Source organism: Silanimonas sp. (assembly GCF_044377035.1).
Lineage (GTDB): Bacteria > Pseudomonadota > Gammaproteobacteria > Xanthomonadales > Xanthomonadaceae > Silanimonas.
On record NZ_JBILJW010000006.1, the window covers coordinates 52,808 to 70,554 of the forward strand.

General features: G+C 70.4%; 11 protein-coding genes. 7 read left to right on the forward strand and 4 right to left on the reverse strand.

The window, feature by feature from the left end; genetic code table 11:
- Position 1 precedes the first annotated feature (1 nt).
- The 3 genes from ACIQ6S_RS04650 to ACIQ6S_RS04660 all read left to right on the forward strand — a co-directional run bounded on the left by ACIQ6S_RS04650 (position 2) and on the right by ACIQ6S_RS04660 (position 5,059).
- Positions 2-1,069, forward strand: coding sequence for a cytochrome d ubiquinol oxidase subunit II (locus ACIQ6S_RS04650; protein WP_397607336.1), 1,068 nt, complete (start codon positions 2-4; stop codon positions 1,067-1,069).
- Between the two features lie 62 nt (positions 1,070-1,131).
- Complete coding sequence (locus tag ACIQ6S_RS04655; RefSeq protein WP_397607337.1) at positions 1,132-1,686, forward strand: copper chaperone PCu(A)C; 555 nt, start codon at positions 1,132-1,134, stop codon at positions 1,684-1,686.
- A 148-nt stretch (positions 1,687-1,834) separates the two neighbouring features.
- Positions 1,835-5,059, forward strand: coding sequence for a diguanylate cyclase (locus ACIQ6S_RS04660; protein ID WP_397607338.1), 3,225 nt, complete (start codon positions 1,835-1,837; stop codon positions 5,057-5,059).
- A 93-nt stretch (positions 5,060-5,152) separates the two neighbouring features.
- Here ACIQ6S_RS04660 and ACIQ6S_RS04665 read toward each other — a convergent pair whose 3' ends face one another.
- Positions 5,153-7,252, reverse strand: a complete 2,100-nt coding sequence (locus ACIQ6S_RS04665) for a M13 family metallopeptidase (RefSeq protein WP_397607339.1) — start codon at positions 7,250-7,252, stop codon at positions 5,153-5,155.
- Between the two features lie 185 nt (positions 7,253-7,437).
- Here ACIQ6S_RS04665 and ACIQ6S_RS04670 point away from each other — a divergent pair, with 185 nt between their 5' ends.
- On the forward strand, positions 7,438-10,464 hold the full coding sequence (locus tag ACIQ6S_RS04670; RefSeq protein ID WP_397607340.1) for a TonB-dependent receptor domain-containing protein: 3,027 nt from the start codon (positions 7,438-7,440) through the stop codon (positions 10,462-10,464).
- Here the strand turns inward: ACIQ6S_RS04670 and ACIQ6S_RS04675 are convergent, their stop codons facing one another.
- On the reverse strand, positions 10,465-11,202 hold the full coding sequence (locus ACIQ6S_RS04675; RefSeq protein WP_397607341.1) for a YdiY family protein: 738 nt from the start codon (positions 11,200-11,202) through the stop codon (positions 10,465-10,467).
- A 364-nt stretch (positions 11,203-11,566) separates the two neighbouring features.
- On the opposite strand from ACIQ6S_RS04675, the gene serA reads away from it, so the two are divergent.
- A complete protein-coding gene (serA, locus tag ACIQ6S_RS04680) occupies positions 11,567-13,144 on the forward strand; it encodes a phosphoglycerate dehydrogenase (protein ID WP_397595640.1) in 1,578 nt (525 codons plus the stop codon).
- Positions 13,145-13,147: 3 nt separating this feature from the next.
- The gene (locus ACIQ6S_RS04685) at positions 13,148-13,798 is read left to right on the forward strand and encodes a histidine phosphatase family protein (protein WP_397572066.1); all 651 of its coding nucleotides are present in this window, start codon (positions 13,148-13,150) and stop codon (positions 13,796-13,798) included.
- A 1-nt stretch (position 13,799) separates the two neighbouring features.
- On the opposite strand, the gene ACIQ6S_RS04690 is transcribed toward ACIQ6S_RS04685, so the two are convergent.
- Both ACIQ6S_RS04690 and ACIQ6S_RS04695 read right to left on the reverse strand, forming a co-directional pair.
- Positions 13,800-14,405, reverse strand: a complete 606-nt coding sequence (locus tag ACIQ6S_RS04690) for an AAA family ATPase (RefSeq protein WP_397607342.1) — start codon at positions 14,403-14,405, stop codon at positions 13,800-13,802.
- An 11-nt stretch (positions 14,406-14,416) separates the two neighbouring features.
- Complete coding sequence (locus tag ACIQ6S_RS04695) at positions 14,417-14,764, reverse strand: hypothetical protein (protein WP_297867243.1); 348 nt, start codon at positions 14,762-14,764, stop codon at positions 14,417-14,419.
- Positions 14,765-14,950: 186 nt separating this feature from the next.
- Here ACIQ6S_RS04695 and ACIQ6S_RS04700 point away from each other — a divergent pair, with 186 nt between their 5' ends.
- Complete coding sequence (locus tag ACIQ6S_RS04700) at positions 14,951-17,746, forward strand: alpha/beta hydrolase family esterase (protein WP_397607343.1); 2,796 nt, start codon at positions 14,951-14,953, stop codon at positions 17,744-17,746.
- Position 17,747 lies beyond the last annotated feature (1 nt).

Below are 17,747 nucleotides of genomic sequence, written 5' to 3' on the forward strand. Positions count from 1 at the left end.
GATGGGCACGATGACGATGACGGCGACGGTGGGGCTGATTACGACCATTCCCGATCTGTCCACGCCGGCCGGCTGGCTGCCCGTGGCCTTCACCGTGGTGATGGGCCTCGCGATGCTGGCCTACGTGGTGCTCGATGGCTACGACCTCGGTGTGGGCGTGCTGATGCGGCGCGCCAGTGACGAGGACAAGGACCGCATGGTCGCGTCGATCGGTCCGTTCTGGGATGCGAACGAGACCTGGCTGGTGCTCGGCGTGGGCATCCTGCTGGTGGCCTTCCCGATGGCTCACGGCGTGATCCTGCAGGCGTTGTACCTGCCGGTGGCGCTGATGCTGCTGGGCCTCACGCTGCGCGGCGTGGCCTTCGATTTCCGGGTGAAGGCCAAGGCACAGCACAAGGCGGCGTGGAACCGCGCCTTCTATGCCGGCTCGCTGATCGCGACGCTGGCGCAGGGCTTCATGCTGGGACAACTGGTGATGGGCTTCGAGGCTGGGTGGGGGGCGTTCGCCTTCGGCGTGCTGATCGGCGTCTGCCTCGTCGCCGGCTATGCGTTGCTCGGTGCGGGCTGGCTGATCATCAAGACCGAGGGCGCGCTGCAGCAGCAGGCGGTGCGCTGGGCGCGCGGCAGCCTGTGGCTCACGGCCTTGGGCATCGCCGCGGTGTCGCTGGCGACGCCGATGCTTTCCGAGCGGATCTTCGACAAGTGGTTCGCGCTGCCGTGGATCGTGCTGCTGATGCCGGTGCCGGTGGCCACGGCGGTGCTGTTCTTCGTGGTCGATCGAAGCCTGCGGCGGTTGCCCACGCGCCTCGCGGAGGGCAACGAGTACGGCGCCTGGGTACCGTTCGGCGGCGCCATTGGCATCTTCATGCTGGCCTTCTACGGCCTTGCCTACAGTCTGTTCCCGTATCTCGTGGTGGATCGACTGACCATCTGGCAGGCTGCGGCGGCGCCCGAATCGCTGATGATCATCTTCGTCGGCGCCTGCGTGGTGCTGCCGGTGATCATCGGCTACACGGTGTTCGCCTACCGCGTGTTTGGTGGCAAGGCACAGTCGCTCGACTACACATGACCGGAGCGATGCGGCAGTCTGCCGCTCGTCCTTCCTTCTCTCCCACACCAACCGCCCACGCCATGCGCCCGACGTCCGCCGCCCTCGCCACCGCTTTCGCCCTCATCCTTTCCGGCTGCCAGGCCGAAGCGCCCGCGGCACCGACCGCTCCAGAATCGTCCCCGGCGCCTGAAGCCCCGGCTCCGGCCGCGGCGGAACCCGCGGCCTCGGCCCACGTGGGCCTGATGGCGCACGAGCCGTGGTCGCGACCGCTCGCGCCCGGCGCCACGGTGGCTGCCGGCTACATGCACCTGATGAACCACACCGCGCAGCCGGAAACCCTGGTCGGCGCGCGCGCCGAGGGCGTCGGCCGCATCGAACTGCACGACATGGCCGAGGTGGACGGCGTGATGCAGATGCGCCCGATCGACGGCGGCGTGCCGCTGGTGGTCGACGGCATGGCGGCCTTCCAGCCCGGTGGCAAGCACCTGATGTTCATCGACGTCACCCGCTCGTGGACCGAGGGCGACGTGGTGCCGGTGACGCTGGTGTTCGAGAGCGGCACCGAGGCGGTCATCGATGTCGCCGTGACGGCGTCGAAGGGCGAGTCCTCCGGCGACGAGCACGCCCACCACTGAGGCCCGGGCGCAACGCGCTCGCGATTCACGGGAATTCACCGCGGGCGGCGAGGTCTGACGCCCGCTTGACGTCCGCCGCGGGGATACTCGGGCGGTTTTGTTCCCATCGCCGCTGCCTGTGCTCCGACCTCCACGCCCATGCCCGACCTTGCAGACCCTGCGCTGCCTCGCGCTGGGCGCTACGTGGGCGTGCCTTGGGCTCGTGCTGGCGGCGCAGGCCGCCGCCATTGCCCCCGAGCCGTCCGCGGAGGCCTGGCAGACGCTCAATGAACCCCGCTTCGAGCCGGTGCAACCGCCGGGAGCCCCGCTCGAGGGTCCGATCCGCGGCATCGCCGAGGACGCCGACGGTCTGATCTGGGCCGTGTCCGGCGCCACGGTGTGGCGCTGGGACGGCTACCGGGCGGTCCGCGCGCGGCTGCGGGCCGAATCCGTGGGCGGCGTCGAGGAATCACCGGTCATGCAGACGGTGCGGGCGGACGCCGAGGGTGAACTCTGGGCGGGTGCCGCGCGCGGGGTCTTCCGCATCGACCGTCGATGGCCATCCCAGCCGGCCCTGGTGCCTGTGCCGATCGCGGGAGAGCCGCCGTCGGTGCTCTACATCGATTTTCCCAAGGACGCTGCCGACGCCGTCCGTGCCTACTTCGGCACCGTGGGCGCGGTGCTGTCCCTGCAGCGCGATGGCGGCGTGCAGTCGATGCCGATCCCCGACGCCGGCCGGAACCGCCTTCACGCCTTGCGCGTGGACGCGGCCGGACGGGTGTGGGCAGGAACGACGTTCGGCCTGTTCCGGCGGTCGACGGACGCTTCCGGGCCGCGTTGGTTGCCGCAGGTGCTACCGGTGCCCGAGGCGCGGATCGCCGCGCTCGAGGCCGATTCCGACGGGCGGCTCTGGATCGGCACGGCGCACGACGGCTTGTACTCCTTGGAACCGGACGGCTCGGTGCGGGCCTGGGCCTGGCCTGACGGCGTCCAGATCCGGCCGCGCATCTTCGCGATGGCTGCGGTGCGGCCCGGGGAATTGTGGGTCGGCACCTTCGGGCACGGCGTGTGGTCGCTCGACACCGCGAACGGGGGCTGGACGCGGCTGCAGCACGACCGGTCCCGCCGCGGCAGCCTCGATGACGACAACGTCTGGACGCTGTTCGCCGATTCGCGGGGCTTGGGGTGGGTGGGCACCGCCACCGGCCTGCAATGGGGCAACCCCGGGCAACGCCAGTTCCTGAACCTGCCACTGGCCCCGGAGACGGATGCCCCGCAATCGCGGATGCGCGCGCATGGCCTGGCGCCAGCGGGGCAGGGCCTGTGGCTGGGCACGAACGCGGGCCGCCTGCGGCATGTGGGCGTCGCGTCGCCCCGAGAGACCGAAGCGTCCCTGGCGGCCCTCTGGGGCAGCGGGAGCGGACCCGCCGGGGCCATGGAACTGGTCGCGCCCATCGGCGCGGGGCGCTGGGTGCTCGGCAGCGACTGGCGCACCGTGCTGGCGGAGCCGGGACGCGATCGTGTGCGACCGCTGCAGCCCGCGGCGCGCGGGGGCGCCACGTACACCAGTGCCGTGGCGTCGTGGGACGGGGCCTGGTGGCTGGCCGGACCCGACGGCCTCTGGCGCGTCCCGCTCACGGACGACGGCGAACCCCGGCTCGACGAGGCGCGCAACCTGCTGGCCGATGCCGTGGGAGAGCGGCGAGTGTCCAGCCTGTTGGCGACGCCGGGCACCCTCTGGCTCGGCACGTGGAGCGGGCTCGCCCGCCTTGATCTGGGCGGCGACACCGTGCGCGCGGTGCCTGTGGCCGAGCTCGACGGCCACTTCCTCACCACGATGCTGGCCGATGCGCGGGGGCGGCTCTGGGTCGGAACCTCGGCGGGCGGCGTCTTCCATGCGCCGATGGCCGAGGTGGGCGCGGCCGAGGCGTGGGGTCGGATCGACGAAGCGAGCGGACTGCCGGGCAACAGCGTGGGCGTGCTGCTCGAAGATTTCGGCGGGCGCGTCTGGGCGAGCACTTCGCGGGGCTTGGCGCGCATCGATCTGTCATCCATGCGGGTGCGCGCCTTCCGTCCCGACCAGGGCGCTGCGGCCGCGCCCTACGTCCGCCGTTCCGGCACCGTCCTGCCCGGTGGCGAACTCGTCTTCGGTGGCACCGAGGCCCTCACCGTCGTTCTGCCCCAGACAGTTGTGGACCCCAGCCCTCGCGCCTTGCCCGACCTCGTGTTGACCGACATCGCCGCCAGCGAAGACGAGCCGTCGCCGCTGTTCGACCCGGCGACGTCGGACTCGCGCGCCCGGTTGCGCGTGCCGCCGGGCGTATCCCGCATCGCGCTGGAGTTCGCGGCCCCGGTGTATGTCGGGGCCGATGGCCTTCGCTACCGATACCGCCTGCAAGGCTGGGACGAGCGCTGGTCGGAGGTGGATGCCGGACACCGCGTGGCCGCGTTCACCCGCATCGCGCCCGGCAGCTACCGCTTCGACGTCGAGGTTGCCGAACCCGCCGGGCCTTGGCAGGACCGCGGCCTGTCGATCGACGTCGACGTGATCCCGGCCTGGCACCAGCATCGTGGGTTCCACGCCGCGCTCGTCCTGGCCCTCCTGACGGTCGTCGCCGGTGCAGTGCAGTGGCGGGCCCGCCTGCTGCGCGAGCGCGCCCGTGATCTGGAGCGCATGGTCGAAGCGCGCACCGCGGCGCTGGCCACCGCGAATGCCGAGCTCGAGCAGGCCCATCGCGCGGTGGAGGAGGCCAGCCTCACGGATCCGCTGACCGGCCTGCACAACCGCCGCTTCCTCTGGCGCCACATCGATGCCGACGTGGCCCTCGCGCTGCGCAGCCGCTATGGCGGCGACGAGAGCGGACGCGACCCCAGCGACCTGTTGTTCTTCCTCGTCGACATCGACCATTTCAAGCGCATCAACGACCAGCACGGCCACGCTGTCGGCGACCTCGTCCTGGTCGAGATGGGGCGCCGCTTGCGTAGCGTGTTCCGCGAATCGGACCACGTCGTGCGCTGGGGCGGCGAGGAGTTCCTCGGCGTCGCGCGTGGCGCGCAGCGCGAGGACGGGCCGCGCGTGGCCGAGCGGATCCGTGCTGCGGTGGCTGAAAGCCCGTTTCCGCTGCCCGGTGCTGGTGAGCTCGCGGTGCGATGTTCGGTGGGTTTCGCGGCGCTGCCGCTGGTGGCGGCCGACCACCACGCGTTCGGCTGGGAAGACACCGTGGCCATCGCCGACGAAGCGCTGTACGAGGCCAAGGCCGCCGGGCGCGACGGCTGGGCCGGTTTCGAGGAATCCGGCGAATCGGTCGATGCGCGCGATCTTGCCGCCCTCCGGCTGCGCAGCATCCGGGCCACGGCGGTTCGGGGCCTGGTGCTGAGGCGTTCGGCGCGCTGATCCCGGCGGAGCGCGAAGAAAAAACGGCCCGGCGAGGACCGGGCCGTTGGAGTCCGCCGGCACGAGGAGGGCCGGCGGAAAGGGGAGACGCACTTACCAGATGGCGATGCGCTGCGGTTCCGGACGCACCATCGGGTCGCCGTCCTTGCAGCCGAACGCCGCGGCGAAGGTCGGCATGTTGCTCGGCGCTCCGTTGGCGCGGAAGCGGGCCGGGGCGTGCGAGTCGGTCACGAGGCGGACGTTGAGTTCCTTGTCGGTGTAGTTGCGACGCCACACCGTGGCCCAGTTGCCGAAGAAGCGCTGGTCCTGCGTCAGGCCGTCGACCATCGGGTCGGCATAGCCCTGGCCCTGCGCGGCGAGCATGGCGGCGTGCGCCACCGTCAGGCCGCCGAGGTCGGCGATGTTCTCGCCCAGCGTCAGGTTGCCGTTGACGTTCTTGCCGGCCAGCGCCTCGTAGGCGTCGAACTGCTCGACCAGCATCGTCGTCTTGCCCTTGAAGCCTTCGGCGTCCGCCGGCTGCCACCAGTTGGCGAAGCTGCCCTTGGCGTCGAAGCGCGAGCCCTGGTCGTCGTAGCCGTGGATCATCTCGTGGCCGATGACCGCGCCGATGCCGCCGTAGTTCAGCGCCGGATCGGCCTTCGGATCGAAGAACGGCGGCTGCAGGATCGCCGCCGGGAACACGATCTCGTTCATCAGCGGGTTGTAGTAGGCGTTCACCGTCTGCGGCGTCATGCCCCACTCGCCGCGGTCCTTCGGCTGGCCGATCTTCGACATCGCATCGGCATGGTTGAACTTCGACGCGGCGATGATGTTGCCGACGTAGCTGTCGCGCGTGGTCGCGAGGCCCGCCCAATCGCGCCATTCGTCCGGGTAGCCGATCTTCGGCGTGAAGCTGGCCCACTTCTCGAGCGCCTTGGCCTTGGTTTCCGGCGTCATCCACTCGAGCGCCTCGATGCGCGCCTTCAGCGCGGCCGAGAGGTTGCCGACCAGGGTTTCCATCTGTGCCTTGCTTTCGGCCGGGAAGGCGACGTCGACGTACAGCTCGCCCAGCGCTTCGCCGACCGTGCCGTTGACGGTGTCGAGCACGCGCTTCCAGCGCTCCTTCTGCTCCTGCTGGCCGCGCAGCGTCTTGCCGTAGAAGGCGAAGTTCTGGTCGGCGAAGGCCTTGGGCAGGAAGGGCGCGAGGCCGTCGAGCGTGTGGAAGCGGAAGTAGGCCTTCCAGTCCTCCATCGGCACCGAGGCGAACATGCCGTCGAGGGTCTTGAAGAAGTCGGGGTTCGACAGCGAGAACTGCGCCGGGCGGGCCACGCCGTTGGCGTCGAACCAGGCGCCCCAGTCGAAGGCCGGCGTGATGGCGTTGGCCGCGTCGATGCTCACCGGGTTGTAGTACTTCGAGACGTCGCGCGAGAGCTCCTCGCTCGAATACGTCACCTTGGCCAATGCGGTCTCGATGGCGAGGACCTGCGCGGCCTGCGCGGCGGCGGTCGCTTCGTCGGTGCCAGCGAGCTTCAGCATCGCGGCGATGTGCGCCTGGTAGGCCTCGCGCTCGGCCTTGTGCGTGTCGCCTTCGTAATAGCTCTTGTCGGGCAGGCCGAGGCCGCCCGGCACGGCGTAGCCGATGACCTTCGAGCTGTCCTGGAAGTCGGATTCGCCGCCGAAGCCGACGAGGTTCATGCGGCCTTGGCTGGCCGCGTTGCGCAGGTAGGCGGGCAGGTCGGTCGGCGCCGCCAGCGCGTCGATCTCGGCCAGCAGCGGCTGGACGGGCGTGAGACCCGCGGCCTCGATGGCCGCCTCGTCCATGCCGGTGGCGTACAGGTCGCCGATGAGCTTGTGCGTTCCGGTGGCGGCGCTCATCGCGGCCGCGGCTTCGACGATCTGCTTCTGCGTGTAGAGCGAGCGCTCGGCGAGCATCTCGAAGCTGCCCCAGGTGGTGCGGTCGCCCGGCACCGGATTGGCGGCGAGCCAGCGGCCGTTGACGTGCGCGTTGAGGTCAGCGCACGCCGGGGTGGCCGGATCGAGATCGGTCTGGGCGAAGGAGGCCATCGGCGGCAGCAGGCTGGCGTCGATGCTCAGGCTGGGCGCGGCGGGTTCGACCGCGGCGGCGGCCGGCGGGGCCTCGGGTGCCTTCGAGCAGGCGGCAAGGAGGATCGTGCCGAGGGCGAGCGCCAGGGGCTTGAGGGCGGGCGTTTTCATGGATGACGGCTCAGGAGCGGGCTCAGGGCCCGGAAGGCCGCCATGCTGCGCCCGCGCCTCCGGGGGGACGTGTGCCGATCGTCATGACGCACCCTTCACGTCCATGACAAGGTGCGCGGCTTGCCATCCTCCTGTAACGCAAGCGCCACAGACTCCCGCGGATTCCCGCACCCGGACGTCCCGTGATGAAGCGCTCCACCGCCCTTGCCCTGTCGTCGATGGCCCTCGCCATCAAGCTCGCCCTCGTACCCGTGCACGCCCAGTCGCCGGCCACCGGCGCGGTCGTCCAGACGCAGCCGCGGGGTGCGGCGCAGGTGTGGGTTTACGCCTACCGGGCCGGCCAGCCGGCCTCGGGCGTGGAGGCCAAGCTCGGCGCCCGCGTGTTGGGTGTGACCTCGGCGCAGGGCGTGGTGGGCGGCGCCGTGACCACCGGCCCGCAGACGCTGATCGTCCGTGATGGCCAGCGCGAGGTCGCGATCGACCTCGATCTCGCCGCCGGCGAGCAGGTCCAGATCGCCCTCCAGTTCGTGCCGGGGCGCGCCCCGGCCTACACCCTGAAGAGCTCGGTCAAGGGCACGACCACGGTCGACCTGGCCGCGCGCGAGGCTGCAGCTGCCGCCGCGGCACAGGCCGCCCCGGTCACCGCCGGTGCCGATGCCGCTGCTCCGGCTGATGCCGAGGGTGCCGCGCCAGGCGGCACGGCCACGCTCGACGCGATCAACGTCGCCGGCGAAGCCGTGCGTGTCGATGACCAGGCGGCCTACGTCGACCTGGAGCGCATGTCGGTGTCGGTCGACGACACGCTCTCCATCGAACAGATCACCCGCGCCGGCGACAGCGATGCCGCCGTCGCCCTGCGGCGCGTGACCGGCCTCACGCTGGTCAACAGCCGCTTCATCTACGTGCGCGGCCTCGGCGAGCGCTACTCCTCGGTGCTGCTGAACGGCGCGTCGATCCCGTCGCCGGACCCGACCCGTCGCGTCATCCCGCTCGACCTGTTCCCGACCGACGTGCTCGAGGGCGTGGTCGTCCAGAAGACCTACACGCCGGACATGCCCGGCGAGTTCGGCGGCGGCACGATCCAGCTGCGCACCAAGGCGATCCCGCTGCAGCCCTTCTTCCGCGCCTCGGTGACGGTGGGTGGCGAGCAGGGCACGACCTACAGCGACGGCCTGCGCTACGAGGGTGGCAACAACGACTGGACCGGCCGCGACCGCGACGCGCGTGATCCCGACACGACGCTCGACGCCGTGCGCAACGCCGGTGGCTTCTTCGCGGGCCAGAGCTTCGGCAACCCGAACGGCTTCACGCCGGCCCAGATCGAAGCCGTGGGCGAGCGCCTCGCTGGCAACAGCAGCTACGACCCCTACACGACGGAGATCGGCCCGGACCTCGGCGCCTCGATCGCCGGCGGCCAGCGTTTCGACCTCAGCGACGACGTGCGTTTCGGCATGCTTGGTTCGGTGCGTTACTCGCAGCAGTGGGACACGCAGGAGGAGACGCGCCGCTACCTGCAGGCCAGCAACGCTGGCCTCGTCATCCGCGATGAGACGCAGCTGATGGGCACCACGCGCGAGATCGACCTCTCGGCCTTCAGCGTGCTCGGCCTCGAACTGGGCAGTGACCACCGCTTCACGCTGACCTCGATGCTGCTGCGCCAGACCGAGGACGAGGCCCGCGAGGAGACCGGCACCATCGACGCGCAGCAGCTGCAGCGCTACCGGCTGGAGTGGGTCGAGAATTCGCTGCTCAGCCACCAGCTGGCCGGCCAGCACCGCATCCCCTTCTTCGCCGAGATGGCCGATTTCGACTGGCAGTACACGGATGCCGCCGCCCGCCGCTACGCGCCGAACACCCGCCAGTTCCGCTTCAACTTCGACGACAACGGCCGTCGCACGCTCTCGCAGTTCGGCGAGAGCAACGAGCAGACCTGGGCCAACCTCGACGACGACTCGCGCTCGCTCGACCTCGGCTTCAAGGCGCCGTTCGCATTCAACGAAGGCGCCACCTACGGCACGGTCGACCTCAACGCCGGACGCACGCTCCGCGACCGCGACAGCTACATCCGCCGCTACGGCTTCGGGTTCCGCTTCAATGACGGCAACCTGTTCAACCAGGTGATCGGCCTGCCGGGCCTCGGCCAGATGCTGGTGCCGCAGTACATCGGCCCGAACGGCTTCGTGCTGCAGGAAGTGACCGCCGCCACCGACAACTACGTCGCCGAACAGCGCATCGACTACGTCGGCCTCGGCGTCGACGTCAGCTTCAATGATCGTTTCCGCATCAACGCCGGTGCCCGCTACGAGACCAACGACCAGTCGGTGAGCACCTTCTCGGTGCTGCAGGCCAACCAGCGCATCGACAGCCGCCTCGACGAGAGCGACGTGCTGCCGAGCTTCGGCGCCACCTGGATGATCGACGACGCCCAGCAGCTGCGCTTTGGCTGGAGCCGCACGCTGTCGCGGCCGGACTTCCGCGAGCTCTCGCCCGCGCCCTTCCTCGACCCGGTCCTCGACATCCTGACCTTCGGCAACCCGGACCTCGAGACGGCGAAGATCACCAACATCGACCTGCGCTGGGAGTACTACTTCTCGTCCGACGAGTCGCTGTCGGTGGCGCTGTTCCGCAAGGAGTTCGACAAGCCGATCGAGAAGCTGCTGCTGCCGGCCACCGGCTCGCTGCTGCAGACCTTGGCCAACGCCGAGTCGGCCACCAACCAGGGCATCGAGATCGACTACTTCCAGCGCATGGGCTGGGCCGACGGCTGGTTCGGCGACGTCGACATGGCCAACTGGTTCATCGCCGCGAACTACTCGTGGATCGACTCCGAGATCGTGCTCGACCCGACGCGCGCCGGCGTCAGCACCAACCTCAACCGTCCGCTGGAAGGCCAGTCGCCGTACGTCGCGAACCTGCAGCTGGGCTACAGCAGCCCGGAAGGCACGCATGAGACGGCGCTGTCGTTCAACATGGCCGGCGAGCGCATCGTGCAGGTCGGTATCGACACCCAGCCGGACGTCTACGAGCAGCCGGCGGGCCAGCTCGACTTCAACTGGAAGTGGCAGTTCGCCCGCGACTGGTCGAGCCGCGTCCGCCTGCGCAACCTGCTGGACCCGTCGGTCGAGTTCCAGCAGGGCAACATCAACATCCGCGAGTTCAAGCGTGGCCGCGAGATCGCGATCACGCTCGAGTGGTCGCCGAAGAAGGACTGATCAGAAGCCGACGACGAGGTTCGTGGTGAACAGGGTGTCGGTCTTCTCGATGCCCACCGGGACCTCGGTGGTGTGGCGCAGCTCGTAGCCGGCCTTGAGTGCGAGCCTCTCGCTCATCCGGACGCGCAGCGACAAGTCGTTCTGGATGAAGGTCGACCCGGAGCCCGTTTCGACCAGCACTTCGTTGGCGATGCGGGTCGTTGGCGAAAGTCGGTGCTTGAGGGTCAACGAGCCGCGGACGATCGCGTCGGTCTCGGCATCGAACGCGGTGAGCACCGGCGGCGTGCCGACCAGCGCGTCGATCGGCTGGAAGCGGCGCGCACCCGGGCCGATTTCAGCGAGCAGCGAGGTCGCCCTGCGGTCGATCAAGCGGTAGCCGACACCGAGCGAGGCGATGCTCTGGTACTCGTACGAGGCGAAGTCGTCGCTCTCGTGGCGCAGCGTGCCGAACAGGTAGGCGCGCCGGGTGAAGTCGTAGCCGAGCTTCAGGCCGGCCTCGTAGCGGTTGGCCGAAAGCTGGTCGTCGGATTCGGCGCGCAGCGCGGAGGCGTTGATACCGTAGAACCAGCGGTCCTCCTCGCGAAGGAAGGCGAACTTGCCGTTGATGGTCTCGCTGTCGGCATTGCCGCTGGCAATGGCAAGGCCGAATTCGGCCGTTCCCGACCAGCTGCGCTCCTCCTCGGCATGGGCAGCGAAGGGCAGGGCGGCGAGCAGGGCGAGGGCGAGGGACAGGCGCATCGGGGGTCTCCGGGTGAAGGCCGGCGCAGGCTAGGGGCGGAGCGCCGAATCCCGGATGAACCCGCACCGCCGGCCTGAAGCCCTATGCAGGCCCGGCGCAGCGGCCCCCGGGGTTCACAGCGCGTCGCCGGGGAGGTAGTCTGCACGGGCTACTCAGGACTCCCATGCGTATGACGCCCCGTCTCCTGACCGTGCAACCGATGCTCCATTGGTCCTTGCACCGTCGCCCTGCCACCGCTGTGTTGTGCCTTTTGCGCCGTCGCGGTGGCGCGTCTTCCGTGGGTTTCCGTCGATCCCTTCCCGTTCTGGCCCCCTTGGCCGGTCCGCCTGTTCCCGACGTTTCCCTTCACCCACGGAGTGCTCCATGCGCGTTCTTGCTTGCGACGGTATCCACGAAGACGGTTTGACCCTGTTCCGCGACGCCGGCTGGGAGGTCAAAGCCGTCGACGCCATCAAGGACCCCGGCACGCTCTCCCGCGCGCTGGCCGATGTCGACGTTCTGATCGTCCGCTCGGCGACCAAGGTGCCGGCCGAGGCCCTGGTGCACGCCTCCCATCTGCGCGTGATCGGCCGCGCCGGCGCCGGCGTCGACACCATCGACGTCGATGCCGCCACCGACCGCGGCGTCGCGGTGATGAACGCACCCGACGGCAACACCTTGGCCGCCGCCGAGCAGGCGCTGGCCCTGCTGTTCTCGCTGGCCCGCCACGTTCCCGCCGCTGACGCTGGCATGAAGGCCGGCCAGTGGCCGAAGAGCGGCCTCACCGGTTTCGAACTCGAAGGCAAGCGCCTCGGCGTGATCGGCCTCGGCCGCATCGGCGGCACGGTGGCGCGCAAGGCGCGCGGCATCGGCATGGAAGTGGCCGCGTTCGACCCCTTCCTGCCGCCGAATGCCGCTGCCAAGAGCGCCGTGCCGCTGATGGACCTCGACGCCTTGCTGGCCTGGGCCGACGTCATCACCCTGCACATCCCGCGCACCAAGGAAACCACCAACATCCTCAGCGCCGAGAAGCTGGCCAAGATGAAGAAGGGCGCGTACGTGATCAACGCCGCCCGCGGCGGCCTGATCGACGAGGACGCGCTGCTGAAGCTGGTCAATGACGGCCACCTCGCCGGCGCCGGCCTCGACACCTTCGCCACCGAGCCGCTGCCGGAGGATTCGCCGCTGCGCGCCTGCAAGAAGATGGTTCTCGCCCCGCACCTCGGCGCCAGCACCTCGGAAGCGCAGCAGGGCGTCAGCACCATCCTTGCGCGCCAGATCATCGACTTCATCAACACCGGCGCGGTTGCGGGCTGCGTCAACCTGCCGCCGCTGACCGCCGAAGCCGCCCGCGAGATCGGGCCGTGGATGCCGCTGATGACCGCGCTGGGCAAGCTCGCCGTGCGCCTGGTGCCGGCGCCGACGCGCCTCGACATCACCTACGCCGGCCGCACCGACAAGCTCGATGCCAAGCCGCTGACGCGCCTGCTCACCGCCGCGGTGCTGGGCACGGCCTCGGGCCGCGTCACGCCGGTGAACGCGCTGGCCGAAGCCGCGGCGCGCGGCCTCACGGTGGCGGAGACGGTGGGCGGCGACGGCGACGGTTTCGACCGCCTGCTGCGCGTGCGCATCACCGGCGTCACTGATGACGGCCAGGAGCGCACGCGCGAGATCGAGGCGACGCTGCACCGCGGCCCGCGCGTGGTGCGCTTCGACGGCGTCGAGATCGAGTTCGATCCGCTCTGCCCGGTGCTGCTGATGCGCAACGAGGACCGCCCCGGCATGATCGGCACCGTCGGCAGCCAGCTCGGTGCGTCGGGCATCAACATCGTGAACTTCGCGCTCGGCGCGGCCGGCGACGGCCAGGCCCGCGCGGCGATCACGCTGGACCGTCCGATGGACGACGCCCACCTCGCCACCCTGCGCGCCATCCCCGGCGTGCTCTCGCTGCAGCAGGTCTGAGCCATGCGCGTCCTGCTTGCACGCCACGGTGAAACCCCGTGGAACGCCGAAGGCCGCTACCAGGGCCAGATCGACATCCCGCTGTCGCCCGTCGGTGAACGACAGGCGGCCCTGCTGTCCGAGCGCCTCGCCGACGTCCGCATCACCCGCGCGGTGGCTTCGCCGCTGTCGCGGGCGCGGCGCACCGCCGAGGTCGCGCTGGGCGAAGGTCGTGCCGCGATGCTGGGGCTCGATGCCGAGCTGATGGAGATCGCCCACGGTACGTGGGAAGGCAAGCTCGCCAGCGAGATCCGCGCCGAGGACGGCGAACGCCTCGCGGCGTGGCGCGAGGCGCCGGAAACGGTGCTGATGCCCGGTCCCGGTGGCGAATCGCTGCCGGTGGTGCTGGAGCGCGCGTGGCGGGGCTTCGCCCGCGCCTGCGAGGGGCTCGGCGAAGACGACACCCTGCTGCTGGTCGCGCACGACGCGGTGAATCGCGTCATCCTCTGTCGCGTTCTCGGCATTCCGCTCTCGAAGGTCTGGGGTTTCCGACAGGCCCCGACCACGCTGAACCTGCTCGAAGGTCCCAGCGTCGAGCGGTTGGAAGTGGTGCGACTCAATGACTGTGCCCACCACACCGCGCTGTTCGGCGAGGCGGTGCATCGGGCGTTGTAGTTCAACCCAACCCCGCTTCCACGACCGGCACCGCCCAGCGCGGCACGCGGTCGAGCGCCTCGGGCGGCGGCCAGCGCAGCCGCCCGGCCTCGATGACGGCCACGAGGCGGGGCGCGCGCAGCGGCTTGCCTTCGGGCACCGCGGTCGAGTTGTCGAAGACCTGGATGCCGGCCGCGTGCGGCACGAGCCGCACGAGGTTGGCCATCGAGCCGAGCCAGCGCTCGCGGATCTTCGCGGCGGGGATGTCGTGGCCACCGTGGCGCACGCGCAGCGCCACGCGTTCGAGGTGGCGCGCCACGCTGTCGAGGCCGACGTACCAGACCAGCACGTCGTGCGTGCGCGCGGCCTCGACCAGCGTCGCGGTGACGGAGCGCCCGCCCAGCGTGGTCTCGAACGCGAAGCTTTCGCCTGCAGCAATGGCGGCTTTCAGGCGGCGTTGGCCTTCTTGCCATGCATCCGCGTCGGCCGATTCGCTGCTGCGGCCGGCGGCCTGCAGCGCGCGCGACCAGTCGTCCGGGTTGAACCAGGCCATGCCGGCCTCGCGCAGCACGGCGCCACCCAGCGAACTCTTGCCCCCGCCGTTGACGCCGGCGAGGACGTAGATCACCGGCCTCGGGTTCAGAACGCGTCCCCGGCGCGCGGCGGGGTGTCGATGCGGCCCTCGCGGGCGAAGGCGCCGCGCAGGCGATCGGCGGCGTCGGGCGTGCCCAGCGCGGCCAAACGCTCGTCGAAGCGGCGGGTCAGGCTGTCGAGCAGGGCCTGGTCGGCGGCCTCGGCGCGGGCGACGAGGGCCTCGTAGGCGGCGGGGTCGAGTAGCACGGCCTCGACGCGGTCGTGCGTGGTCAGGGCGAGCACGCCCTTGGCGCGCAGCCGGTCCTTCGCGGTGGCCCAGTCGCGGCGCACCGTGGTGGCGGGCAGGGGTTCGAGGGCGTAGGACGCGGCGTGGTCGCGGACCTGGGGCTTCATGGCGGGCACCTCACGCGGCAAGGCATGCCGCAGGGCCAATTTGCGCCTATCGTGCAATATGTGCAAGTGGCGCAGAAAGCGCCATCCGGTTCGGGTCACCCCGCCGGCCGTTGCTGGGTCTGGTGCGCCGGTCAACCACGGGACGGATGGTGCGTTGGATGAGGAGATCCTCCTCTCTGGATGCCCATGCGCTTCCTCGACTCCTCCCGGCCGCGGCGGCCGCAGCCCACGCTCGTCGCGGGCTTCGTCCTTGCCCTGTTCCTCGCCCTGCTCGCGATACCCGGCAGCGGGCTTCGGGCGCAGAACCCCTACCCGGCAGGGCTGAGCGACCAGACGATCACGGTCAACGGCGTGGTGCGCCAGTTCCGGGTGCATGTGCCTGCCGGCCTCACCGCGCCGCGGGCCGTGGTCTTCGTGCTGCACGGCGGCGGCGGTGAGGGCCTGGATGTCGCGCTGACCGGCAACCACCCCCTGTCGGTGTTCCGCACCGTGGCCGATCGCGAGGGTTTCGTCGTGGTCTACCCCGGTGGATTGCCGGCGGCGGACGCCACCGGAAAAGTCGGCTGGGTGGACTGCCGGGCCGACAACGAGGTGGCCAGCAACGCCGATGATGTCGGCTTCCTCAACGCCCTCGTGCAGCGCATCGGCACCGAGTACGGCCTCGACAGCCGCCGGTTGTTCATGACGGGCGGGTCGAACGGTGCGCAGATGACGCATGCCTTCGCGTTCCACCACGCCGACCGTGTTGGCGCCGTCGCCACGGGATCGGGCAGCCTGCCGCTCACGCCCAAGCCCGGCGCCTGCACCAGCGGCCCCAGCCGCCCATTGCCGATCCTGATCCTGCACGGAGATGCGGATACGCCCATGCCTTGGGCGGGCGGCTGTGTCGCCAACGTGGGAGGTAACTGCAACCGCGGCCGGGTGATCTCGGCCGAGGCCACGCGCGACCGTTGGCTGCAGATCAATGGCCTGCAGGGCGCGGTGCCGACGCAAGCCACGGTCGAGGTTGACGCCAACGACGGCGGCCCCGCGCAGCGGTTCGACTACGCCGGTACCACGCCCTTGCAGTGGTGGCGCCTCAACGGTGCCGGCCACACCACGCCCAGCCGCACCGTGCTGGTGGCTCCGAACCCGACGACGGGCATCCAGAGCCGCGATATCGAGTTCGCCGAGGTCGTTTGGGCCTTTTTCGCCAACCAGTTGCCGATCAACCTGACGGTGCCGGCGCAGCGCGGCTTCGTCGACGTAACGCTGTCAGGCCTTCGCGCCTTGCCCGGCGTGCAGTTCGCGGCATCGTCACTGTCGGCGCCGGTGGTGGGTGATCTCTCTTTGGGTGTGGATGCGGTGCCGCAGACGCCGTGGGACAACGGGCGCGTGGGCACGGCGCACGTGGTCGGTACGATGACCGGTCGTTCGGGCTCGGCGTTGGCATGGCAGGTGTTCGCCGAGGCCACGGGCCTGGGCGGGGATGTCGACCTGTACCTTGGCGAAGACCTCAACGGCGACGGCCAGCCGTCGGAGAACGAACTGCGCTGCACCTCGGCGATGAGCGCGGCGGGCGAGCGCTGCGAACTGCTGATCACCGTTCCTGCCGGTGGCACGGGCCGGTACTGGGCGATGCTGCACAACCGCGGGGCCTCGGCACAGACGGGTCGCCTGAGCCGCTATGAGGTGCCACTGCTGTCGAGCGACGGCAGCCTGGTCACGACGGCGCCGGGCATTCTTTCAGCCGGCGCGGCCTTCCCCCTGCGGGTGCAGTGGGACGACCCGACGCTGCTCAACGGCGAATCCCGCGTGGGCTACGTGCAGATGCAGCTGTCGGGCGCCACGCAGGCGGTGTTCCCGGTGAAGCTCACGCGCAATGCGAACGACAGCAGTGCGCTGGCCCTGGTCAGTGGCGAGGACCGCACGCTCCGTCTGGCGGGAAACGGCAGCCATGAGCAGTTGTTCATCGACGTTCCGGCGGGGGCGACACAACTGGCGGTGACGACCGCGAGCGCATCGAACGTGGACGTGTATCTGGCCCGCGTGCCGGCGCCGGTGGCGGGAAGTGCGGTGCCGGGCGTGGCCTTGGCACCACCGCGGAACCAGGCGCAGGCGAGCGGGACCACGCCGGGCGGGAACGAGAGCGTGACGGTGGCGAATCCGGCGGCCGGCCGCTGGTACGTGACGCCGGTGAACATGACGGCGTCGTCGGCGACGGTGGTGGTGCGGGCGACGGTGAGTGGCACGGCCCCGGTGGTTCGGCCGGGTGGCTACTACAACACCGGCCGGTCCGGGCACGGGCTGTTCCTTTACCCGGCGGGGGGCGAGTGGGCGGGCCTGTGGTACACCTACCTGCAAGACAGCACGCCGACGTGGTACTACCTGCAGGGTCCGGCGCCGGGTAGCAACGGGATCTGGCGGGGTGGGATCTACCGTGGCACCTGGGTGGGTGGCAGCCGCTTCCTGACGATCGTGGGCGAGGCGACAGCCACGCCGACGGGCGCGGATGCCTTCACCTTCAGCTACACGCTGGACGGGCAAATGGGCAGCGAGGCGTTCAGTGCGTTTGGTCGGGGCTGCCCGAGCATCGCCGGTGCGCCGGCGGACATCAGCCAGCATTACTTCGACCCGGCGCGGAGCGGGACGGGGTACAGCGCGCAGGTGCTGACGAGCCCGGGCCCCTACGAGTTCTATGCGACGTTCGCGTACGACGCGAGGGGTGTGGCACGTTTCCTGGTGGCGGAAGACGGCCCGAGCACGGGGGGCACGGCGAGTCTGGGGCTGGACCAGCTGACGGGCTTCTGCCCGACCTGCGAGCGGACGGGTTCACCGACGCGGACGCGGGTGGGCAGCTTGCAGCGGACGATCGGCGGTGGCCGTCTGACGGGCATCACGGTGAGTGCGGCGTTCGCGAACGGCGTGCCGGGTGCGTGGAATGCCACCGACACGCTGAGCATGCTGGACAGCCAGGGGCGCACGCAGGGCTGCCAGCCCTGAC

What these genes read in the sequence shown, in the direction of transcription:
- serA (WP_397595640.1), top strand. Translation starts at nt 11,567, where the DNA reads ATGCGCGTTCTTGCTTGCGACGGTATCCACGAAGACGGTTTGACCCTG.
- ACIQ6S_RS04675 (WP_397607341.1), bottom strand. Translation starts at nt 11,202, where the DNA reads ATGCGCCTGTCCCTCGCCCTCGCCCTGCTCGCCGCCCTGCCCTTCGCT.
- ACIQ6S_RS04695 (WP_297867243.1), bottom strand. Translation starts at nt 14,764, where the DNA reads ATGAAGCCCCAGGTCCGCGACCACGCCGCGTCCTACGCCCTCGAACCC.
- ACIQ6S_RS04665 (WP_397607339.1), bottom strand. Translation starts at nt 7,252, where the DNA reads ATGAAAACGCCCGCCCTCAAGCCCCTGGCGCTCGCCCTCGGCACGATC.
- ACIQ6S_RS04670 (WP_397607340.1), top strand. Translation starts at nt 7,438, where the DNA reads ATGAAGCGCTCCACCGCCCTTGCCCTGTCGTCGATGGCCCTCGCCATC.
- ACIQ6S_RS04655 (WP_397607337.1), top strand. Translation starts at nt 1,132, where the DNA reads ATGCGCCCGACGTCCGCCGCCCTCGCCACCGCTTTCGCCCTCATCCTT.
- ACIQ6S_RS04650 (WP_397607336.1), top strand. Translation starts at nt 2, where the DNA reads ATGGGCACGATGACGATGACGGCGACGGTGGGGCTGATTACGACCATT.
- ACIQ6S_RS04700 (WP_397607343.1), top strand. Translation starts at nt 14,951, where the DNA reads ATGCGCTTCCTCGACTCCTCCCGGCCGCGGCGGCCGCAGCCCACGCTC.
- ACIQ6S_RS04685 (WP_397572066.1), top strand. Translation starts at nt 13,148, where the DNA reads ATGCGCGTCCTGCTTGCACGCCACGGTGAAACCCCGTGGAACGCCGAA.